The organism is Parasalinivibrio latis (assembly GCF_036825535.1).
Classification (GTDB): domain Bacteria; phylum Pseudomonadota; class Gammaproteobacteria; order Enterobacterales; family Vibrionaceae; genus Parasalinivibrio; species Parasalinivibrio latis.
Genome location: NZ_CP098812.1, coordinates 1,988,277 through 2,007,924, shown reverse-complemented (window position 1 = coordinate 2,007,924; position 19,648 = coordinate 1,988,277). Strand labels below are relative to the sequence as shown.

The following is a 19,648-nucleotide window of genomic DNA, read 5'->3' as shown; positions in this document are numbered from 1 at the left end:
TCTATCATTGGAAAATGGGTGCAGGATGGTTCAAGGGAATGAAAAAGCCAACAATTGTGGATGTCGCTGAAGCTGCGGATGTTGCCATTGGAACGGTGTCACGTTATCTCAATGGTCAAAAACTCCGGGTATCAAATGTAAAAAAAATTGAAGACGCCATAGCATCTCTGGATTACAGTGCAAATCCGATAGCCAGGGCAATGAAAACCAAAAAAACACTGGCTATTGGATTTTTCGTCCCCGTATTGGAAGATTTCAATTCAAAAATCCTCGATGTTTTGGCTGAAAAATTAGGTATGAAAGGATATTTCCTTCTTACCTATACACATGGAAATTCCCCTGAAAAAGTTCGGGATGCCTTGATGTTTGCAGAAGCCAGACACCTGGATGGTATTGTGTTTTCTGGCATCCAAAGTGCGAAAGAGCATGTTGAGGATCTTGTTGCTAAAAATCTGCCTGTAGTCATCTTCAACGACAATATAACCGATCTTGAAGTGGATAAGGTTTTGGTTGAAGACTATCAGGCTACCTACGATGCTATAAAACTGGCTATTTCTTTTGGACATAAGAAGATTGGTTTCGTTTGCGGCGATTTTTCGTCGGTTACGGCGGTCAGTCGTTATCAGGGTTATGTAGATGCGTTGAAAGATGCAAGTATTCCACTTGATGCAGCAATTATCCACCGTAAATCCTGGACTGAGGTTAATGGTTATGTTGCTACTCAACAGTTTTTATCACTAGAAGAGCCACCAACTGTCATTTTCTATTCGAATTATGTTTTGACTATAGGCGCACTCCGATGTTTAAAATCGCTTGGAAAAACTTCGGGTGAAGATGTTGATCTAATTTCATTTGATGATCCCGACATGTTTAGCATAATGACTCCGGGAGTGACAGCGATACAGCAACCCAATGAACGCATTGCTGCAAACATCGCAGAGTTAATTTTATCGCGCATAGAAGATAATGTTAACGAGCCCCCGCGTCTAATCAAACTGGATTGTCATCTTCAATTACGAGGCTCTCTGAAACCTGTTAAGAGCTAAGTGACCTTGTGTTTAACCATTTTTTGAACCAACAGCCCTGAAAGCAAGCGATATAGAGACTGTTTCGCTTCTTTAAACGGAGATCCTTTCGCAGCAGTATGATGCGAACGAAGATTAAGAACTATAAGCCCGTGTACTGCGGGCTTTTTACCAAGACAATGTTACAGATCTCTTCCAGTTACAGCCTCTTGAAGGGGAGAGGCGCACAGCCATTAAATAATATTTTTTCCTTTGAAAAGATAACGTTTGCAGGAAAAACACCGATGAAGGAATCGTTGTCCGTCAAAACCATCAAGTGCTTCAAATACCACCTTACCAGAACCGCAGTGGCAGCATTTTGCTGAGCGTTGGTCATCTATTTTGCATTCTGGATGTTTCAACAGATATTCGGTCAGGGAAGGCAGCATTTCCCATTGATGGTTAGTGGGCAGCCTGGCGTTAAACCAGTATTTGCGAAACAGGTAAAGAAAACCCGCAGCAAAAATACAAAGTAAAAGCAGTAGAAAATCCATAGTGCTTCCCTGTCAATGAAGTTTCGGTGGTGCACTTCGGGCTCAGATACTGTAATCAAAGACAATGACATCTTCGAGTGCTGGGACAAAGACATTTTTCAATGCAAGGTGTTCGGGATGGGGCAAGTAGTTTTGCCGCCCGGCATCATTGGTAAAAGTCATCACTACACAGTGGGTATAACCTTTGTTCAGGCCTTCCGGACTATTATTAAGCCCCCATTCCACAGCCAATACGCCTTCAACCTTTGTTGGTATTTCTTCAAAAAGTACCTGTATGTCGTCAATCGCTGCCTGAGTCACAGACGGCTGAAACTTTATCAGTAAAACATGTCTTATCATGTGCATTCCTTGCGCATAATGATATTTCTTTAGGTTAATAATTTGACGACAAGTGCTTCCTTTCGCCGTATTCGTTTACGTATTGATTCAACAATTCTTGGCTTTTCGTTGCACTTATTCCACCGGTGATGGTAGCTAATTTTCTATAATAGTAAGGATGTTCCTTAACCAGTTCGGTAGTGCCTGCTAGCTTATCCGGTAACCCGTAAACAATATGGGTAATATCGGCGTTCAAGATAGCCCCCAAGCACATCATGCAGGGCTCCAATGTAGTGTATATGGTGGCGTTTCTTTTATTCTGAAACAACACATCGGATACACTTTGAATTGCCCTAAGTTCCGCATGATGTGTGTCATTCAGATTTGAATCTACACTGTTGTGCGCAACTGAAATCACTTCATTGTTAAGTACAATGCAAGCTCCCACGGGAAGATTTCCTTTTTGGAGTGCTTTTTTAGCTTCATCAAGTGCAATATCCATAAACTGCTCATGCATAATTCACTCTTTTCTCGGTGGTGGATATATTACAAGACAGAATATATCCAAAGTTAAATACTTAATAAGAGCCTGGTTGAATGACGAATACTTTGCTTAATTTGACTATTTTCAAAAAGCAGGAATAAAAAAGCCGGCATTTCAGCCGGCAAAAACTAGAGGAACTGTGAAATCATTGTATGTGGCGCAGGAACACTGTTGCCAGCGGTGGCAGGGTGAGGGACAACTGTCCATTTTTCACCGGCACCGTTTGTTCTGGCGAGATGCCGGAACCCCAATAGCGTGCATCATCGGTGTTAAGCATAAGCTCGTAGCGGCCTTCAACTGGACTAACAATACGGTAGCCTTCACGGACAACCGGTGTGAAGTTACTGATGACAAGGATACGGTTGCCGTTGTCATCCAGTCGCTCGTGGGCAATCACGCTCAGGTCTGCGTCATCCATCATCCGCCATTCGAAACCGGATGGATCACAGTCCCGCTCATACAAAGCTGGCTCAGTGCGGTAAAGGTTGTTGAGATCTTTAACCAGATTCTGAACGCCCTGGTGCTTCTCGTATTGCATCCAGTGCCATTCCAGTTGGCTGTCGTGGTTCCACTCGGCAGTCTGGCCGATTTCGGTACCCATAAAGTTCAGCTTTTTACCCGGCTGTCCATACATGTATCCGAGATAGGCGCGTAAGTTTGCGGCTTTTTGCCACTCATCGCCCGGCATCTTATTGTGGATTGAACCCTTGCCATAAACTACTTCGTCATGGGAAAGCGACAACACGTAGTTCTCACTGAACGCATAAACCAGTGGAAAGGTCAGGGTACCGTGGTGATATTTACGGTGAACCGGCTCTTCCTTGATATAGCTCAGGCTGTCGTGCATCCAGCCCATATTCCATTTGAATCCAAAACCAAGGCCACCGTTGTAGGTCGGCTGGGTAACACCTGGAAATGCGGTGGATTCCTCTGCAATGGTGATGGCTTTTGGGTGGTGGCGATAGACTTCTTCGTTTACCCAGCGGAGCAGGGAAATAGCGTCATAATTGTGGTTGCCACCATCACGGTTGGGAATCCATTCACCGTGGTTGCGCGAGTAGTCGAGGTAAAGCATTGAAGCAACCGCATCGACACGCAAACCGTCAATGTGGAAACAATCCAGCCAAAACAGTGCGTTGGCAGCCAGGAATTCGCGAACGTGAGGACGGCCATAATCGTAGATATAGCTGTTCCAGTCCGGGTGCCAGCCGCGGCGGGGATCTGGGTCATTGTAGAGCGCAGTGCCGTCGAAGTTTGCCAGGCCGTGGTCATCAGATGGGAAGTGGGCCGGGACCCAATCCAGGACAACCCCAATGCCCGCCTGGTGGCAGCAGTCTACAAAGTACTTGAAGTCATCCGGTGTACCAAATCGGCTGGTTGGTGCAAACAGGCCTACAGGTTGGTATCCCCAGGAGCCGTAAAACGGGTATTCAGAAACCGGCATGAGTTCTACGTGGGTGTAACCCATTTCTGAGAGGTAAGGGATCAGCTCTGCAGCCAGTTCACGGTAAGTCAGGAAATCACCGTCTGGATTTCGTTTCCAGGAACCTGCGTGCAATTCGTAGAAGGAGAGCGGCTGTTTATGTGGCGGTGTGAACGGGCGGTTTTGCCACGTTTCATCTTGCCATTGGTAAGCGCTCTGGTCGTAAACTCGGGATGCGAACGACGGGTATTGGTCGGCGTGATAACCCCAAGGGTCTGCTTTGTGTGCCAGCCGGTTACCCAGCCCGTCTTTCAGTTCAAACTTATAGGTCGCACCAGCTTCAATGCCCGGTACAAACAGGCCCCAAAAGCCGTTTTCAAGACGCTGCATCGGGTGGCGGCGACCATCCCACTGATTGAAATCACCAATCACACTGGCTGCGCTGGCATTCGGTGCGAATACCACAAAACGTGTGCCGGATACGGATTCGCCTCCATGACTGTAACTGCAAAGCTGCGCCCCCATTTCCTGATAGGCCGTTACTGGGTTATGTACGTTTTCAGCCGCTGGCGCAATATCACGGAACTGGTAAGGATCGACGTAAGTATGCTCGCCTTGTTCGTATTCGGCATGAACCCGGTAGAGGAGGTTATCCAGTGAGAAACCGGCTTCAAGCGGAAGAACAAACAACCCACTCTCTTTCCGGGTCAGTGCAATGGATTGATTCCCAGCGATGATGGATACCCTCACCGCTTCCGGCTGCCATACCGTCAGGGCCGTCTCAGGCAGAGCGGAAGGGCCGAGTACAGAAAATGGTGCAGAACAGGCAGCTCCTTCGAGCTGCCGTGTGATGGTAGTTGTTGGGTTAATGGTGTTATCCGGCATTCCGGTTATCCCTCGTGCTTGCCTGCTTTGGCGCGTACATCTGTCAGTCGCTGGCACAACTGGTTGATTTCCTGCCGCGAGAACAGGTCATCCAGCGTGGTAGAAAGCTTACGACGCCAGTTAGGGTATTCATCAACGGTACCCGGCACGTTTACCGGCTTGTCCATTTCCAGCCAGTCTTCCAGCTGAAGGCCTAACAGGGAACTGCTGCCGGCTGCCAGGTGCAGTTGCATGCCATGGGACAGGCCTTTGTCCATTGGGACATAAAGTGCATCCTGCCCAACGTAATCCGGTAACCAGCCATGCCAGCGAATGCTGTCGAGCATCTTCTGCTTCATTTCGGCGCGGGTCTGGAACAGGCCTTCAAGTTGTTCTTTGTCCGGGTAAAGTCCCAGTTCCTCGCCAAGACGCAGGTCATCACAATGCCAGAATCCGCGCAGGGTTGGCATGTCATGGGTGCACAGGGTTGCCATTGACTGATCCGGATAATGAAGCGGTGACAGGTAGCCGCCATCTTTTGCGGTTTCGAAGAAGAAAACCTTGTATGAATGGACACCGCCGTCAGCCAACGGTTCAACGATTTCATCCGGTACCGTCCCGAGGTCTTCACCGATGATACTGCACTGGTTGCGGTGGCTTTCCAGCGCAAGGATTGCCAGCAGGTCAGAAACAGGGTAGTACAGGTATGCTCCGTCGCGGGCGGAATCACCGCGCGGGATCCACCAAAGCCGCAGCAGGCCGAGTACGTGGTCGATACGCAGTGCACCGCAGTGTTTCATGTTGGCGCGAAGCAACTCAATGAATGGGCGGTAAGCGTGTTTGACCAAATACTCAGGGTTCAGCGGAGGCAGCCCCCAGTTTTGTCCCAGCGGGCCAAGGATATCCGGCGGTGCACCGATGCTGGCATCCAGGCAAAGTGCGCCTTCGTCCGCCCAGCTCTCTGCGCCTGAATCACATACGCCAACAGCCAGGTCGCGGTAAAGACCGATGTCCATGCCGCGTTCTTCTGCCAGTTGCTGTACGGCAGCAAGCTGTTCTTCAGCCAGCCATTGCAGGTACATGTAAAAATGAACTTTATCCTGATGTTGCTTGATAAAGCTCTGTACCGCAGGGTTGGAGAAATGGCGGTACTCTTCCGGGAATACCGGCCAGCCCCACAGGCTGTCATCGGTTTTCTTCAGTTCAGCGTGGAGGGCATCGAAAGCAGCCTGGTGCAGAAGGCTTTCGCCACCGGCATCAACAAAGCGGTTAAAGGTCTGGGCGCGATCAGTTTTCTTTTCAAGCTGTCGGGATTTGAATGTTTCCCACAGCATTGGCAGGACAGACATTTTCAGCGCAGCCACATCACTGTATTTCACCCACTCTGAGTCACGGGTATCTTTGATACGCGTCTGGAAGTCAGCACTGCCAACAAGCTGCTGGGCTTCATCACTCAGGGCAAATTCCGGTACAGAGCTGACATCAATGTACAGCACATTCAGCCAACGGCGGGAAGAAGGGCTGTAAGGGCTGGCACCTTCCGGGTTTGCCGGGAAAAGTGAGTGAATAGGGTTGAGGCCAACAAAATCGCCGCCACGGTTTGCGATACCCCCAACCAGTTGCATCAGGTCACCGAAGTCACCGATACCCCAGTTCTGTTCGGTTTTCAATGTGTACAGCTGAACCGTGGTTCCCCACAGTTTCTTGTCAGCTTGCAGTGATTCTTGTTTGTAGCAGCTTGCAGGGGCTACGATCAGCGTAGAGATAAACGGGCTCTTGCGGCGTTTACGACGCAGTGTCAATTGGTGGTATCCCAATGGCAGGGAATCGGCCAGGCGGAATACCAGCTTACCGTCATCTTCGCGGGTATCGCTCACTACCTGGGATTCCAGCCAGCCTTCGAGGCATTCACCGTTCTCAAGTGTCAGGGACCAACTGAAGTCACCAATGCGTACTGTCTTGCCCAGTGACAATGCAACATCTACCGGCTGTTCTTCGCGAATAACGAGTACCGGCGAGAGAATATCAACACGCTGCTTGCGTTCCGCTGATGCCAGCAAAGCGGCATCGTTCTTGGTGTCATATCCAAGTGCAGACAGCAGTTTAACCAGCACAGTATCACTGACGTTAGTGGGTTCACCCCAGGCACTGATATAGGTGTCAGAGAGCCCGGCACGGCTTGCTACCGCTTTTAATCCTTGTGTATCCATTATGTTCTTACTCATTTAAGGCGGCCGTCATATGAGGGCCGCCAGATTCAGTGCTTACAGGTGAGTGGCTTCGAGATGCCAGATAGTGTCAACGTAGTCGCGAATACTGCGGTCTGAACTGAATTTGCCCATAGACGCGCTGTTGATAATTGCCATTTGTGCCCAACGCGCTTCATCACGGTATGCTTCGTCGATGTCGGCATGGGCTCGGGCGTAGTCTTCAAAGTCCGCCAGGACCAGGTACGGATCCTGTTCCAGCAGGTTGTTGGCGATGGACGCCAGTCGGCCGTAATAACCCGGAGTCAGGGTATCGCCATAAAGCATGTCGATAGCGGCTTTGATTTCCGGGTTGTTGTCATAGAACGCACGTGGGTTGTAGCCGTTTGCCAGCGTTGCCTCCACGTCTTCTACCTCCAGACCGAAGATAAAGATGTTGTCGTCACCCACTTCCTCACGGATTTCGACGTTCGCGCCATCCATGGTGCCGATGGTGAGGGCGCCGTTCAGGGCCATCTTCATGTTACCGGTACCGGATGCTTCCTTACCTGCAGTGGAGATCTGCTCGGAAACGTCCGCAGCAGGGATAATGATTTCTGCCAGGCTGACACGGTAGTCCGGGATAAACACCACTTTAAGCTTGTTGCCGATACGCGGGTCATTGTTGATGGTTTCTGCTGCACGGTTAATGGCATAAATAATGTCTTTCGCCAACGCATAACCCGGTGCAGCTTTCGCAGCGAAGATAAACACACGAGGGTGCATATCGAAGCCCGGTTCATTTAGCAGTCGCTGGTAGAGTGACAGAATGTGCAGCAGGTTCAGGTGCTGGCGCTTGTACTCGTGCAGACGCTTGATCTGGACATCGAAAATAGCGTCAGTGCTGAGTTCGATACCCATGTTGGCAGACACCCAGTCAGCCAGACGCTGCTTGTTCTGCTTTTTCACTGCCATAAAGCTTTTCTGGAAGGTTTTGTTGCCAGCCAGTTTGTTCAATTCTGAGAGGTTTTCCAGATTTGCTGCCCAGTCACCGTCCAAGTGTTCATTGATAAGAGCAGACAGGCCTGGGTTACAGAACTTCAGCCAGCGGCGTGGGGTAACACCGTTTGTGACGTTCAACAGACGCTCAGGGTAAAGCGCATTGAACTCGGGGAACAAATCCTTCTTAACCAGTTCTGAGTGCAGGGCAGCTACGCCGTTAACTGCGTAGGAGGCTGCAACACAGAGGTTGGCCATGCGAACCATCTGGTGGTCGCCTTCCTGAATCAGGGAAAGTTTGCGCAGCTTGGCTACGTCACCCGGCCATTTTGCTTCAACTTCAGCCAGCATCTGGGCGTTAATCTTAAAGATAATTTCAAGGTGGCGTGGTAGCAGTCGGCCGATCAGCTCAGCACTCCAGGTTTCCAGTGCTTCTGGAAGCAGTGTGTGGTTTGTATAGGCAAAGGTGCGGCTGCAGATATGCCACGCTTTGTCCCATGTCAGGCCATGGTCGTCCATCAGGACGCGCATCAGCTCAGGGATCGCGATGGTTGGGTGGGTGTCGTTCAGCTGAATGGTTTCAAACTCTGGCAGGGATTCCAATGTACGGCCCAGAGCAAGATGACGGCGGAGGATATCAGCCACGGAACATGCGCAGTGGAAATACTGCTGCATCAGGCGAAGTACTTTTCCCTGCTCGTGGTTGTCATTCGGGTACAACACCTTGGTCAGGTTTGCAGCTTCCAGTTCACCGTATTGTGCGCCTATGTAGTCGCCGTCGTTAAAACGGGCGAGGCTGAATGGTGCCGGTGCATGGCATTCCCACAGGCGCAGCGGGTAGGTGCTGTTGTTTTTGTAACCAATAACAGGAATGTCCCAGGCGCGGCCTTCAACTTCCATCGCGGGATTCCAGCGGCGGCGAGTATTGCCGTTTTCATCCTGATAGGTTTCAACGTCACCCCAGAATCCAACCGTTTGTGTCAGTTCAGGGCGTACCACTTCGCATGGGTAGCCTTCAATACCGCGCCATGCATCCGGTGATTCTTTCTGCTCGCTGTCTTTAAAAGACTGGCGGAAGAGACCGTATTCGTAGTGGAGGCCATAGCCGACTGCCGGGAATTCTTGCGCGACCAGTGAATCCATAAAGCAGGCAGCAAGACGGCCCAGGCCTCCGTTACCCAGCGCCGGATCGCGTTCTTCTTCGAGCAGATCGGTCAGGTTGATACCGAATTCGGCCATGACTTCGGTAACTTGCGGGTAAATATCCATGGCAATCAGGTTGTTGCCGGTCATTCGGCCGATGAGGAATTCCATCGACAGGTAGTTAACTTTACGGGCATTTTTCTTGGCAAGGGTAGCTTCGGTTTCTATCAGGTTACCGATGCTCATATCGGTGAGGGCTTTTGCCATTGCCAGGTACCAGCCACGGTCATTCGCAGTCTCAGGTATCTGGGCATAGGTACCGGTCAGGTGTGCCAGTACTGCTTTCTTGAATTCTGTCTTGTTGAACACAGCCGCTTGGGTTTGAGTTCTCATTTTGTCGCCTCTTCAATCACATTAGGAGGGAGCCATATCGGCGTTGTATTTCACTGATGCCAGTTTGCTCCCCGCCATGTCGCGCTTCATCCTCCCTCCAAAAATTACTTGGGGATGAGAAAACGGGGCGTAGCAGATTCCTGTTAAGTCGCTCACAAAAGAGTTGGCGAAACTGCCAAAAAAAGAGATATGAAACAGGTTTTCTCACTGATTTGGTGCGAAAAAATTTTGCTCCTAGAAGGGGAAAATGAAATACAGTGCCAATTGTCCCGACAGAGTGAAGGAAGCAGTAAAAAAGGGGAGGAGGAAGGTGGGGCGTAGTCACCCCACCCAGGCTTGCGTTTTTTAGTAGTGAATGGCTTTTATCAGCTTATCTGCAATAGCAATTGCCTGATCGCGGTTGGCAATTTGCAGTTTCTGATAGAGGTTACGGATATGGGTTTTGATAGTGGTAGGAGCCACATCCAACTCTGATGATATCTGGTCATTACTGTAGCCGGAGTAGATAAGGCCAAGTACCTGCCACTCTCTGAGTGTGAGGGGACTGGTTCTGACAGCTTCCGGCAATGTCTCGCTCGCAAGCAGTTTTTCGACAAGTTCTTCGTCGAAATGTACTGCGCGGGAGAGGCTGTTGCGGTTCATTGACTCGAGCAGGGTGCGAGCTTGGTGACGAACCAGTTGATCTACGTCGCCTTGCTTGGCTAATCGTGTGAACACAGCTTGAAGATCAACCCGGTCAAGATAAAAACAAACAGTCATCCCGGTTGCCGTTGAAAGATTGATTGCCTCTGTCAACGACGTCTCTGCGTCACCTTTTTTACCTGCTTTCTCCTGGACTGACGCGAGGAGGGTAAGATTGCGCTGGGTATCGGCAACCAAATCCAGTTCTCGGCTCTTGGTAAGAATCTGATTGAGAATGGATTCTGCCTCCTCAGTGTTGCTACAGATAAAATGTGCCCGCGCAAGGTTGCGGTGTTGCAGTTGCTGGAAGTGGTTCGCAGCGCCTGCTGGCGTTTCTGCTTGGGTGAGCCAATCGGCTGCCCGGTCTTCGTTTCCGCGGATTTGCCAAAGGATAAGCTGAGCCATATAGATATTGGCACGCCAGTCCAGGTGGTAATCCGCCTGACCAAGCAGTTGCTCACAGTGTTCGAGGTGCCTTTCTGCTTTATCCAGTTCGCCCCGTGCAAGTGAGACTTTCGCAAGAGTCGTGTAAGAGGGCAGGGAACGGGTGGCATCGTAGTGGGACATCACTTCTAAGCTGCGGTTCACCAATGCCTCGGATTCATCAAGGCGGTTCATACTCCAAAGGACCTGGGCCCGTAAGCGCAGCATAAACTCATGGAGAGGAACCTGCTCAAGGTGGTAGTTCTTAACCAGCGCTTCGGCTTTGTCCAGAATATCTAAGCCTGACTGAGTTGCTCCGCGTGCGGTGTAGATTTCGCATTGCTGCAGCATAGCCCAGAGTGCCTGATGGTAGATTTCATACTGGCGCGCCAGCTTTTCCGTTTGCTGCATCAGAGGCAGGGCCCGGCTGAGCTGACCGAGGCAGTGGTGGACTTCTCCCACGACTGATGTGGCAACAATACGGGAATGGTAAGTATTGGTAGGCAGTTGTTCGAAAGCCTGCTCACTCAGTTCCAATGCGCGGTCAGCGTTGTTCTGGTTAATCGCAACCTGAGCGAGCAAGGCATTGAACTCGCCTTGTTCAGTACTTTTAAGGGTGATATCCCTGGATGCCATTTCCCGCATCCCCTGTTCAAGCAACTCACCCACTTCGTTGTACTGGTGCTGGCTCTGCGCCAGCCATGCCCGGAGTAACACCAGTCGCGGTTCACTGTAAAGTTCATCCTCCCCCAGTGTTTTGAGTGCATCTGTCAGCAACCGGATGTTTCCATGGTTAAACAGGTACCAACCGTGGTTCAGCAGAACTTTTACCCGGAGTGATGTGTCCTTTGCCCCAAGCGCTGTAGAGAGTGCCTGCTTGGGGTTTTCAGCTTTGAGCCATGCATCTACAGCACGTTCACGCAGTTCATCTTCCATTCCCGGCATCAGGCGTTGGCGCTGGTGGCTGAGGAATTCACCGAAGAGGTTGTGGAAGCGGTACCACTGTTCATCTGCATCAATGGCGTTAATAAAGAGGCCATGGCGGTTGAAGTTTACCAATCGTGCCAGTGCATCCTCACGTCCGGTAACCATACTGACCAGTTCATGGTTAAAACGGTCAAGCACAGAGCACTGCATCAGAAATTCCCGGCTGTCCTGATCCAGCTGGTCAAAGACCTCTTCTGCGAGGTAATCCCATAGGTGGGAAAGCGTATTGCTGCCGGACAGGGTAGGGATGCTTCTGGAATGCTGGGCATTCAGTGCAATCAGCTGAAGGGCTGACGGCCAGCCTTCTACCTGGGCGCGGAGGGCTTTGTTCTGGTTCTCGTCCGCAAGGTGATCGTTGAACTGACTGAGGAAACGGTGGGTTTCATCGTCATCAAATGCAAGGGCAAGGTTATCAACCTCAAGCAGTTGGCAGCGTACACGAAGGTTCGCAATGCTGAGGGGCGGCTGTGTACGGGAGGTGATGACCAATGTCAGGTTTTGTGGCATGTGCTTTATGAAATGGGTGACCGCACTGTGAATATCCTCATCTGTGATGAGGTGGTAGTCATCCAGAACCAGATAGGCGTGCTCATGCCAACCTGCAAGCTCGGCAAACAGCTGATTGAACAGGCTCTTTAAGTTACCGAACTGGCTTCGTTGAACGATAGATGCTGCTTTGGGGCAGCTGTCATCGGTGGCTTTATTGAGCGCACCGGTGAAGTAATTGGCAAAAGAAAACGGATCGTTGTCAGATTCATCAATACTGAACCAGCCAACATTCTGGCAAGTCGACAGCCACTGTGCTGCCATGGTTGTCTTCCCAAACCCGGCTGGAGACTGGAAAAGCACCAACCTGTAGTGATGTGCATGCTCCAGGTCACTGAGAAGGCGTGCCCGCTGAATCGACTTATGGAGCGGAGCCGGGGCGGTCAGCTTAGAAGGTATCCACATAGGAGTTGTACATCCTGAATTTTTCTTTATAGGGAGAATAAATGAGATGTAACTCCCTAGACGACTAGCAAATAGAAGAATAACTGTGAGGATTATCCGATATTTGAAAAATGACCACACACAATGAAGGGGCGAAATGAGATCTGGATCGTCTAATTAGTTGTTAGCACCACGGAAGTTGCCAATTTCCTTGTCTCAACCGGTTAGACAGCAAGCAACTTGGTACGTGTAGATGATAATGAAGCAATGCCATAGTGCTTTTGCTTGGGAGAAAGCCCACATAATACTTTGAATGCTTGCTAGTTAAATATTGCCTTGAATTGAATGAAGTACTGCACGCTCGAAAGGTAACCTAATGGGAACTAGACGCTTTTTGTATGGAATCTTCATTTTACAAGTCAAGTATCCTTAAGTGTGAAAACCAATCCTGACTCTTCTTTTAGTGCCAGTGTAAAGACGATGGGTAATACGCGATTGCTTGAAAATTAAGAAAATATAGGAGGCCTCTGATTATTTGCAAATTTAAGAGGTGAGGAGATAACTAATTCATTATGTTTGGATAATTATCAAATAACTAAATAATAGTAAATTAACATTAATAATTATGACTTGAGGCATAAAAATATTCAAAGTGGAAGGTTATTGAAAAATCAGAAGCAACAAGACCGTCGCTTATATGTATGATATAAATTTGTTGTGCCATAATTTTTGGTTTTAATCATACGACAAATTAAAATCAATTGATTCCATTTATCTAAATGAACATTCAGGTTTGTATTAAAAATCTAATAATGAATTGAGACAGCTTACCAGTTAATTTCCCCAATCCCTCATGAATGGCTTATTGTTTAAAAAATGTATACTAAACAGATGGTTACATAGGTATAATTTGAGGGTATTTACATGATGTAGTGAATTTGAAATCAAACAAAATTTTCGCCAGTAATAAAAATATGAAATGGAAAGGTTGAAACGTTTGTGATGTCTGCAACATTTTGAAATAAAATTAAATATATTGATATGCATATCAATGTAATGAGCTATATCATACTAGTATAGAAAGGTGTTCTCTCCGTTTGAATGACTGACCAATTCATTTGTAACTAGTTGTTATTAAAGTCACGGAGAAATGACTATTTTAAGGAGGGTGTTTTAATAAGTTTTGGAAAGCGAAATGTTATTAGTGTTTGATAATACGTAAAGACGTTAGTGGACTTCATTCTCTAGTTAGGTGAGTCGTGTGAATAATACCAGGCTCTGCATAGCCTCGTGCAGTGACTGGATTCAGGTGAAAGAGAGGGAGAGGCATGATGGGTCATGACACCGAAATCAAACGCTGGACTGCGAAGCGAAAGCTGGAACTGGTTAAAGAAATCATAAAAGGTACAACGACGACAAAAGAGACTGCGAGAACATACGATTTGACACTCGCAGAGGTCGAGCGATGGGTTGGGGATGCGCTTAACGGAATGGAAAACGCATTGAGGGCAAATCCTAGAAATGTTACTGAGCAGTATGAGAAGAAAATTGAAGATCTTCATGCTGCATACGGAGAGGCAATGCTCCAAGTAAAATTGCTTAAAAAACGCCAAAGGTATCTGGAGTTGGATGAGGACTAAAAATGCTCGCCACCATGAAAGTGGCGAGCTTCATGAGCCAATATTATAAATTACTGACTACTTAGTATATTAATTTACAACGTGGGGTTTTTAATATAGTTAATCCATATCGCTAGTAATAACTCCTAATACTATATATTTTGATATTTCTACTAAAAAACATTAAGGATTTAAGAAGGATAATTGAAATGGTATTGGATTGGTTTATCAAAAATATAATAATTATATTATCGTTTTATTAATCTTATATCAATTTCGAGTGATTATAATAAGTTTTTTAATAGTTAAACTTAGTAAGTAATGTCTGAAGTTGTAACTATTTTTATTTTTGAGGTGGTTTACAATGATTAGAATAAGCTCAACGGCACTGGCTGTTATAATTTCGGCGTTAATTTTTGTAATTACGTATGTGATAAGCCATAGGATGGTTACAGCTCAGATAGTTAATGAGATAACTATTGAAGCGGGTGAAATATTAAATGATTTTGACAGCGCGTATAGAAATATAGAAATCATATTTTCTAATTTAAGCGATATGGGGATAAGAGTTTGTAATGAAAAAGCCAGACATAAGATCAGAAAATTGATTTTGATATCATCATACACAAAAGATGCAGGTTTTATAAGTGAGAATTCAACATTGTGCTCTGCTGAAAATGGTTGGATCCCATATCAAATAGTAAAGAATAAAAAACCGGATATAATCACAGAGGATGGTTATCAAATATGGAAAGAATTCAATTATGATATTCTTGGAAATACTATTTCATCAACAATAATAAAGTTGGGTGACTATGTAATAGCACTTGACTCAAATGCAGTAAGAAATCTAATTGATAGAAAATATCAATGGAGAATAATGTTAAAATCAAATTCCAAGTTGGTTCACTTTGCTGGAATCAATAAATTTGAGTTGCAAAGCGATGATGGTAGTGAATTCTCATTACTCTCAATTCCTCAGTTTAACTATATGAGTTGTGTTAACCAAGGAAATATATGTTTAGTTACGAAGAGAAATCTTTCTCATTTTGACTCGTCGGGGAAATTTTCAAATCCATTTATTTTTTTGCTTTGCTTGTTAGTATCAACCTACTTTTACTTATTAATTCGAAATCGCATACACGTCGATGATACTAATGAAGAAAGAGTTCGAAGTGCAATAAAAAATAATAATTTTAGCTGTGTTTATGAACCAATAGTAGATCTAAAGACTAAAAAAGTGGTTGGTGTTGAGTTGCTGTCAAGATTGAATGACAGGTACGGTAACCTAAGCCCATGTGAGTTTATTCCTATTATTAGCCAGATTGATATGACCTGGGAATTCACAAAGGCGATGATGATTAAATCTCTAAACGAACTATCCGGGATAAAAGGTGCCAGAGAGAACTTTATGATCAATATAAACATATTTCCGAAAGATTTATCAAAAAATGAGCTTGTAGTATTGGATGAATTGGAATGTGTTAAACGATTTCGTGGAAACATTATACTAGAAGTTATTGAAAGTGAATGTCTTGAAGATGAAAAAGCCATGGACAGCGTGGCAATTCTTAAAGAAAAAGGAATATTTGTTGCAATAGATGACTTCGGGACAGGTTATTCAAATTTTAATCAGTTAAGAAAAATAAAAAGTAAAATTTTAAAGATAGACAGAGTGTTTGTGATGGACATTAAAGAGGGCGCAGTGAAGTCTTCACTTCTAAATAATATAGTGACAATAGCAAAACAACATCAATTGGATGTTATTGCAGAGGGTATCGAAACCAAGGAACAAGTTAATGCTTTGGAGGAATTGGGCGTTGAATATGGACAGGGCTGGATTCTCGGTAAACCAATGAATATTGGAGCTCTAGATAAGCATTTATCGTTAAATGGTTGACTACCCATTAATAAATGAGGGGATTATGGACGATTACCACGACAATGAAACATGTTTATTTTGTTTGAACCAAGAAGAAGTTTTTCGAAGAAAGTACATTGTTGGTTTTGAAGAGCAGGATGTTTTTATTTTATCTGCTCACCAAGACATTATTAAATCAAAACTGACTCCTATAGTTGAGCTTATAGTTAAAGAATGTTTAAAAAGTGAGCCATTTTTAAGTGAGTTGGAAAAAATAATTAAAAATCAGGTATTTAGCGTTATGATGAGTGACTATATTGATCAGTTAGTATCAGGGAAATACGATGATGAATATATAAGGAAAAGGATAGAAATAGGACGCTGGTACAGAAATATCGGTGCTTCAGTGGATACGATACTGTGCATGATAAATATCCTTAAACACTCCATTCTACACAATATACATACTGATTTGGAAAGTGGTGACTTGTACATGCTGGTTAGATCACTAGATAAAATAATCATGTTCGATTCATACCTGATTCTAGACGTGTTTATAGATGAAGTGGTTGATAAAGAAAAAGATATAAATAGAGAAATGTCTATTTACATTTCTAAGTTGGAAACGAAGATTAAGGAAAGCCGTAAACTTGTCGGTCAAGACCCAACCACTGGATTATTTAATGTACGGTATATGATGGAAACACTAAAAACAATGGTCGAGGCAGCAAAAAGGAGGAACGAACCATTATCATGTGTTTATATAGATATTAATAGTTTTAAAAAAATTAACGATAATTATGGTCACTGCTATGGTAATGAAGTTCTTAGTCAATTCGGAATATCAATAAAGGCAATATCCAGAGCTGAGGACGCATGTTTTAGGTGCGGGGGAGACGAGTTTTGTGTATTTCTGCCTAATTGTACAAGAGATGATGCTATAAAAATATATGCTGAACGACTCCAAAGTGAGATCAAAAAATCATTAGATGGTGTAACTTTTAGTGTAGGAGTGGAGCAGGTTGGCCCATATGAATTTCCAAACTATTATGAAATCATAAAAAAGGCTGACCAATCAATGTATGAAAATAAAAGGAAATCAAAATAAATTATTATCCATATGCTTGGATTACCATTTCTACATTTGTAGGAATTAAACCTTGTTATTCAACAAGGTTTTTTTTGAGGCCGTTAAAGAAAATCTCAAATATGATAATGTATTGAAAGTGAGAATAATAAAGTGACTGGCTTTCTGTGAATATATGATGCATATTAAGTGCCAGAATGAACATTCAGTTTATTTGGTGATTTATTGATTATGATATAATCCACAAAACCATGATCTAATTGATATATTTTATGTAAGATTTTGTACTTTCCACAATTAATGGATTATTATTGATATGAGTTCGGCGACATGGGTCAGTTTGAGTTTGTCGAAGTACTGAACTTAAATTACTTACAATGTTTTGAGCAGTTTAACTACTGATATCAATGGTGTTCGGCCGGCGTATGAGCGTCGGTTTTTTTATTCGAATTGCTTTTGGGATTGATATGATGCGATGACGTAAGGTCAGCATTTAATTATAAAATTGATATAACACGAGGTACTTGCAGTGATGACGTCAGGTATTGGGAATTTTTCATTATATGAAAGATGGCGAAAAAATATTAAGTTTCATCTGACTCTATCGCTTCGAGCAACACGCGAAGGTATGCTCTGGGTCTTACCGTGCTTGGTTTTTTCATCGATGCTTTTGTTCGCTAGTTCGATGATTGATATGTTCTACTACGGGGATCATGAGTGGTCGAATATTCTATTTACACTTAATGATAACTTGATGTCAATGTTTCCATTTCTTTTGACCTCTTCTATTTCTTACATGTTGGCTTTACATTATAGTTTACCACGTCCACCGACAGCCATCATATCAATTGCGTTACTTTCAATTTATTTTCCATTGTCTCCGAGTGATGAAATTTCAGACGCTGTCTCAATTGTGCTCGCTATCTTCACCCCCCTTTACTCTGTTCCAATACTCTATTTTTTTAACAAAATAAACTGGATTAAAGATTTTGGCTATGATCGTGCAGGGAACACCCTCAAAGAGTCGTTGAATCTCATTCTGCCTTCTCTGTTAACTGTTATACCCTTCATTGTAATCAGTACAGGTATAATCACTTTAATATCATGTTTTGTACACTTTGAACCAATTTTAGTGAATTTCGACAATGAGCCATACCAATTTGGATTGGCATTCTCCGCACTAAATTCTGTCATGTGGTTTTTTGGTGTACATGGCTATTTCGCCCTTTTACCGCTTGTAGAGGTACTAAGGGAAGCAATGACGATTCCATCAGCAAATTTTGTAGCAGGTGATGGTGAATTGTTTCCGATGAACCTTGCGTTTATGGGTTCGTTTGTATTTATCGGTGGAAGTGGGGCAACACTGTCGTTGATTCTGGCTTGCTTGGTCTTTACAAAAAGTAAATCACTGCGTGTTATCACAATCGCAGCAATACCTTTCGGTTTAATCAACATTAATGAAATCTTACTTTTTGGATTACCAATTATCTTAAATCCGCGATTGTTTGTTCCGTTTCTTCTAGCGCCAATGGTAAATGTATTGACCAGTATGTTGGCGATTGATGCTGGCTTGGTTTCTATTCCCAGCGTTGCAGTTCCTTTTGTTAGCCCGGTGTTTTTCAACGCACTGATGGCCACAGAAGGCGATTTTTGCAGCGTTGGGCTCCAACTCTTTAATGTTCTTATAGGTGCTGTTATTTATGCACCCGCGGTAAAAGACTTGGATGACCAACTGAGTGACAAAACTATAGATATTGAAGCATTAGATACAACCTATGCACGCTGTAAAGAGAAAGCTGATGCACTTTGTGAAGACCCCGTTCAGCAGGCCGCCGCAACACGTAAGGCTCAGGTTGTTCTAGAGGATGCATTAGAGGCAATGAGTTCGAAGGAATTTTTTATCGAATACCAACCACAGATTAGCCGTGAGGATGGTCGTATGGTGGGTTGCGAGGCGTTAGTAAGGGCCAAGAGTGCAAAGGGTGCAGTTGAACTGCCCGGGCAGTTTATGCCGTGGTTGGAGAGTGGTGGACTAATGAAAGATTTGGATCTTTGGGTTGCGAGGCAAGTTGTGTCTGACATGTTTATGTGGGAACAAAGTGGTTACCGCACAAACGTCAGTGTCAACATCTCACCTGAGACTTTGCTGGATGATGAATTCATGTCGAAAATCGAAGCTCTAGTAAAAGCCTGCGATGACCGGATTAGCTTTGAGATCACTGAGAATACAATGCTCAAACAGGGGACACGTATCCACGAAGTACTGGGCCGTATCCATGATAAAGGAATAAAAATTGCGATTGATGACTTCGGTACTGGTTATTCTGCGCTGGGATATTTGAGTAGTTACGATGTGGATGCAATTAAAATAGACCGTAGTTTTGTTAAGGGGCTTCAGAATAAAAAGGGCAAACAAGTTTTGATGAGCTTGCTGAATTTTGCTGAACAACTAGGGTTATCTGTTGTGATAGAGGGAGTGGAGACCGAGGAGGAAATGCAGGTAATACCCAAAAGAAGGTGTATTACCATCCAGGGGTGGTACTTTAGCTCGTCGATTTCACCTGAAGACTTGATAACAAACTATGGAATAGATATGCGTGAAAATGAAAGACCCCATCACACGGCAGAGTAA

Annotated in this window: 12 protein-coding genes; 5 read left to right on the top strand and 7 right to left on the bottom strand. The window is 45.1% G+C overall.

What is annotated here, in order from left to right:
• Positions 1-38: 38 nt before the first annotated feature.
• Positions 39-1,046 (top strand): LacI family DNA-binding transcriptional regulator, encoded by a 1,008-nt coding sequence (locus NF212_RS09420; protein ID WP_434354941.1) that lies wholly within the window; start codon positions 39-41, stop codon positions 1,044-1,046.
• A 212-nt stretch (positions 1,047-1,258) separates the two neighbouring features.
• Here NF212_RS09420 and NF212_RS09415 read toward each other — a convergent pair whose 3' ends face one another.
• From NF212_RS09415 to malT, 7 genes are all read right to left on the bottom strand, one after another.
• Complete coding sequence (locus tag NF212_RS09415; RefSeq protein ID WP_434354939.1) at positions 1,259-1,558, bottom strand: hypothetical protein; 300 nt, start codon at positions 1,556-1,558, stop codon at positions 1,259-1,261.
• Positions 1,559-1,600: 42 nt separating this feature from the next.
• Complete coding sequence (locus NF212_RS09410) at positions 1,601-1,897, bottom strand: Dabb family protein (protein ID WP_434354937.1); 297 nt, start codon at positions 1,895-1,897, stop codon at positions 1,601-1,603.
• A gap of 34 nt (positions 1,898-1,931) precedes the next feature.
• Positions 1,932-2,393, bottom strand: a complete 462-nt coding sequence (locus NF212_RS09405) for a nucleoside deaminase (protein ID WP_434354935.1) — start codon at positions 2,391-2,393, stop codon at positions 1,932-1,934.
• Between the two features lie 172 nt (positions 2,394-2,565).
• Entirely contained in the window at positions 2,566-4,728 is a 2,163-nt protein-coding gene (gene glgB / locus NF212_RS09400; protein ID WP_434354933.1) for a 1,4-alpha-glucan branching protein GlgB, read from the bottom strand.
• A gap of 5 nt (positions 4,729-4,733) precedes the next feature.
• Positions 4,734-6,920 (bottom strand): 4-alpha-glucanotransferase, encoded by a 2,187-nt coding sequence (gene malQ / locus NF212_RS09395; protein WP_434360863.1) that lies wholly within the window; start codon positions 6,918-6,920, stop codon positions 4,734-4,736.
• A gap of 51 nt (positions 6,921-6,971) precedes the next feature.
• Positions 6,972-9,428, bottom strand: a complete 2,457-nt coding sequence (locus tag NF212_RS09390) for a glycogen/starch/alpha-glucan phosphorylase (protein WP_434354931.1) — start codon at positions 9,426-9,428, stop codon at positions 6,972-6,974.
• A gap of 345 nt (positions 9,429-9,773) precedes the next feature.
• Positions 9,774-12,470 (bottom strand): HTH-type transcriptional regulator MalT, encoded by a 2,697-nt coding sequence (gene malT / locus NF212_RS09385; RefSeq protein ID WP_434354929.1) that lies wholly within the window; start codon positions 12,468-12,470, stop codon positions 9,774-9,776.
• 1,307 nt (positions 12,471-13,777) lie between these two features.
• Between malT and NF212_RS09380 the strand changes: the two genes are divergently transcribed.
• The 4 genes from NF212_RS09380 (at position 13,778) to NF212_RS09365 (ending at position 19,648) form a co-directional block, all read left to right on the top strand.
• A complete protein-coding gene (locus tag NF212_RS09380) occupies positions 13,778-14,089 on the top strand; it encodes a DUF1153 domain-containing protein (protein ID WP_434354924.1) in 312 nt (103 codons plus the stop codon).
• 343 nt (positions 14,090-14,432) lie between these two features.
• Positions 14,433-15,968, top strand: a complete 1,536-nt coding sequence (locus NF212_RS09375; protein ID WP_434354922.1) for an EAL domain-containing protein — start codon at positions 14,433-14,435, stop codon at positions 15,966-15,968.
• A 25-nt stretch (positions 15,969-15,993) separates the two neighbouring features.
• On the top strand, positions 15,994-17,037 hold the full coding sequence (locus NF212_RS09370; RefSeq protein ID WP_434354920.1) for a diguanylate cyclase: 1,044 nt from the start codon (positions 15,994-15,996) through the stop codon (positions 17,035-17,037).
• A gap of 511 nt (positions 17,038-17,548) precedes the next feature.
• Positions 17,549-19,648 carry an EAL domain-containing protein gene (locus NF212_RS09365; RefSeq protein WP_434354918.1) on the top strand — a complete coding sequence of 700 codons (2,100 nt, stop codon included), beginning with the start codon at positions 17,549-17,551 and terminating at the stop codon, positions 19,646-19,648.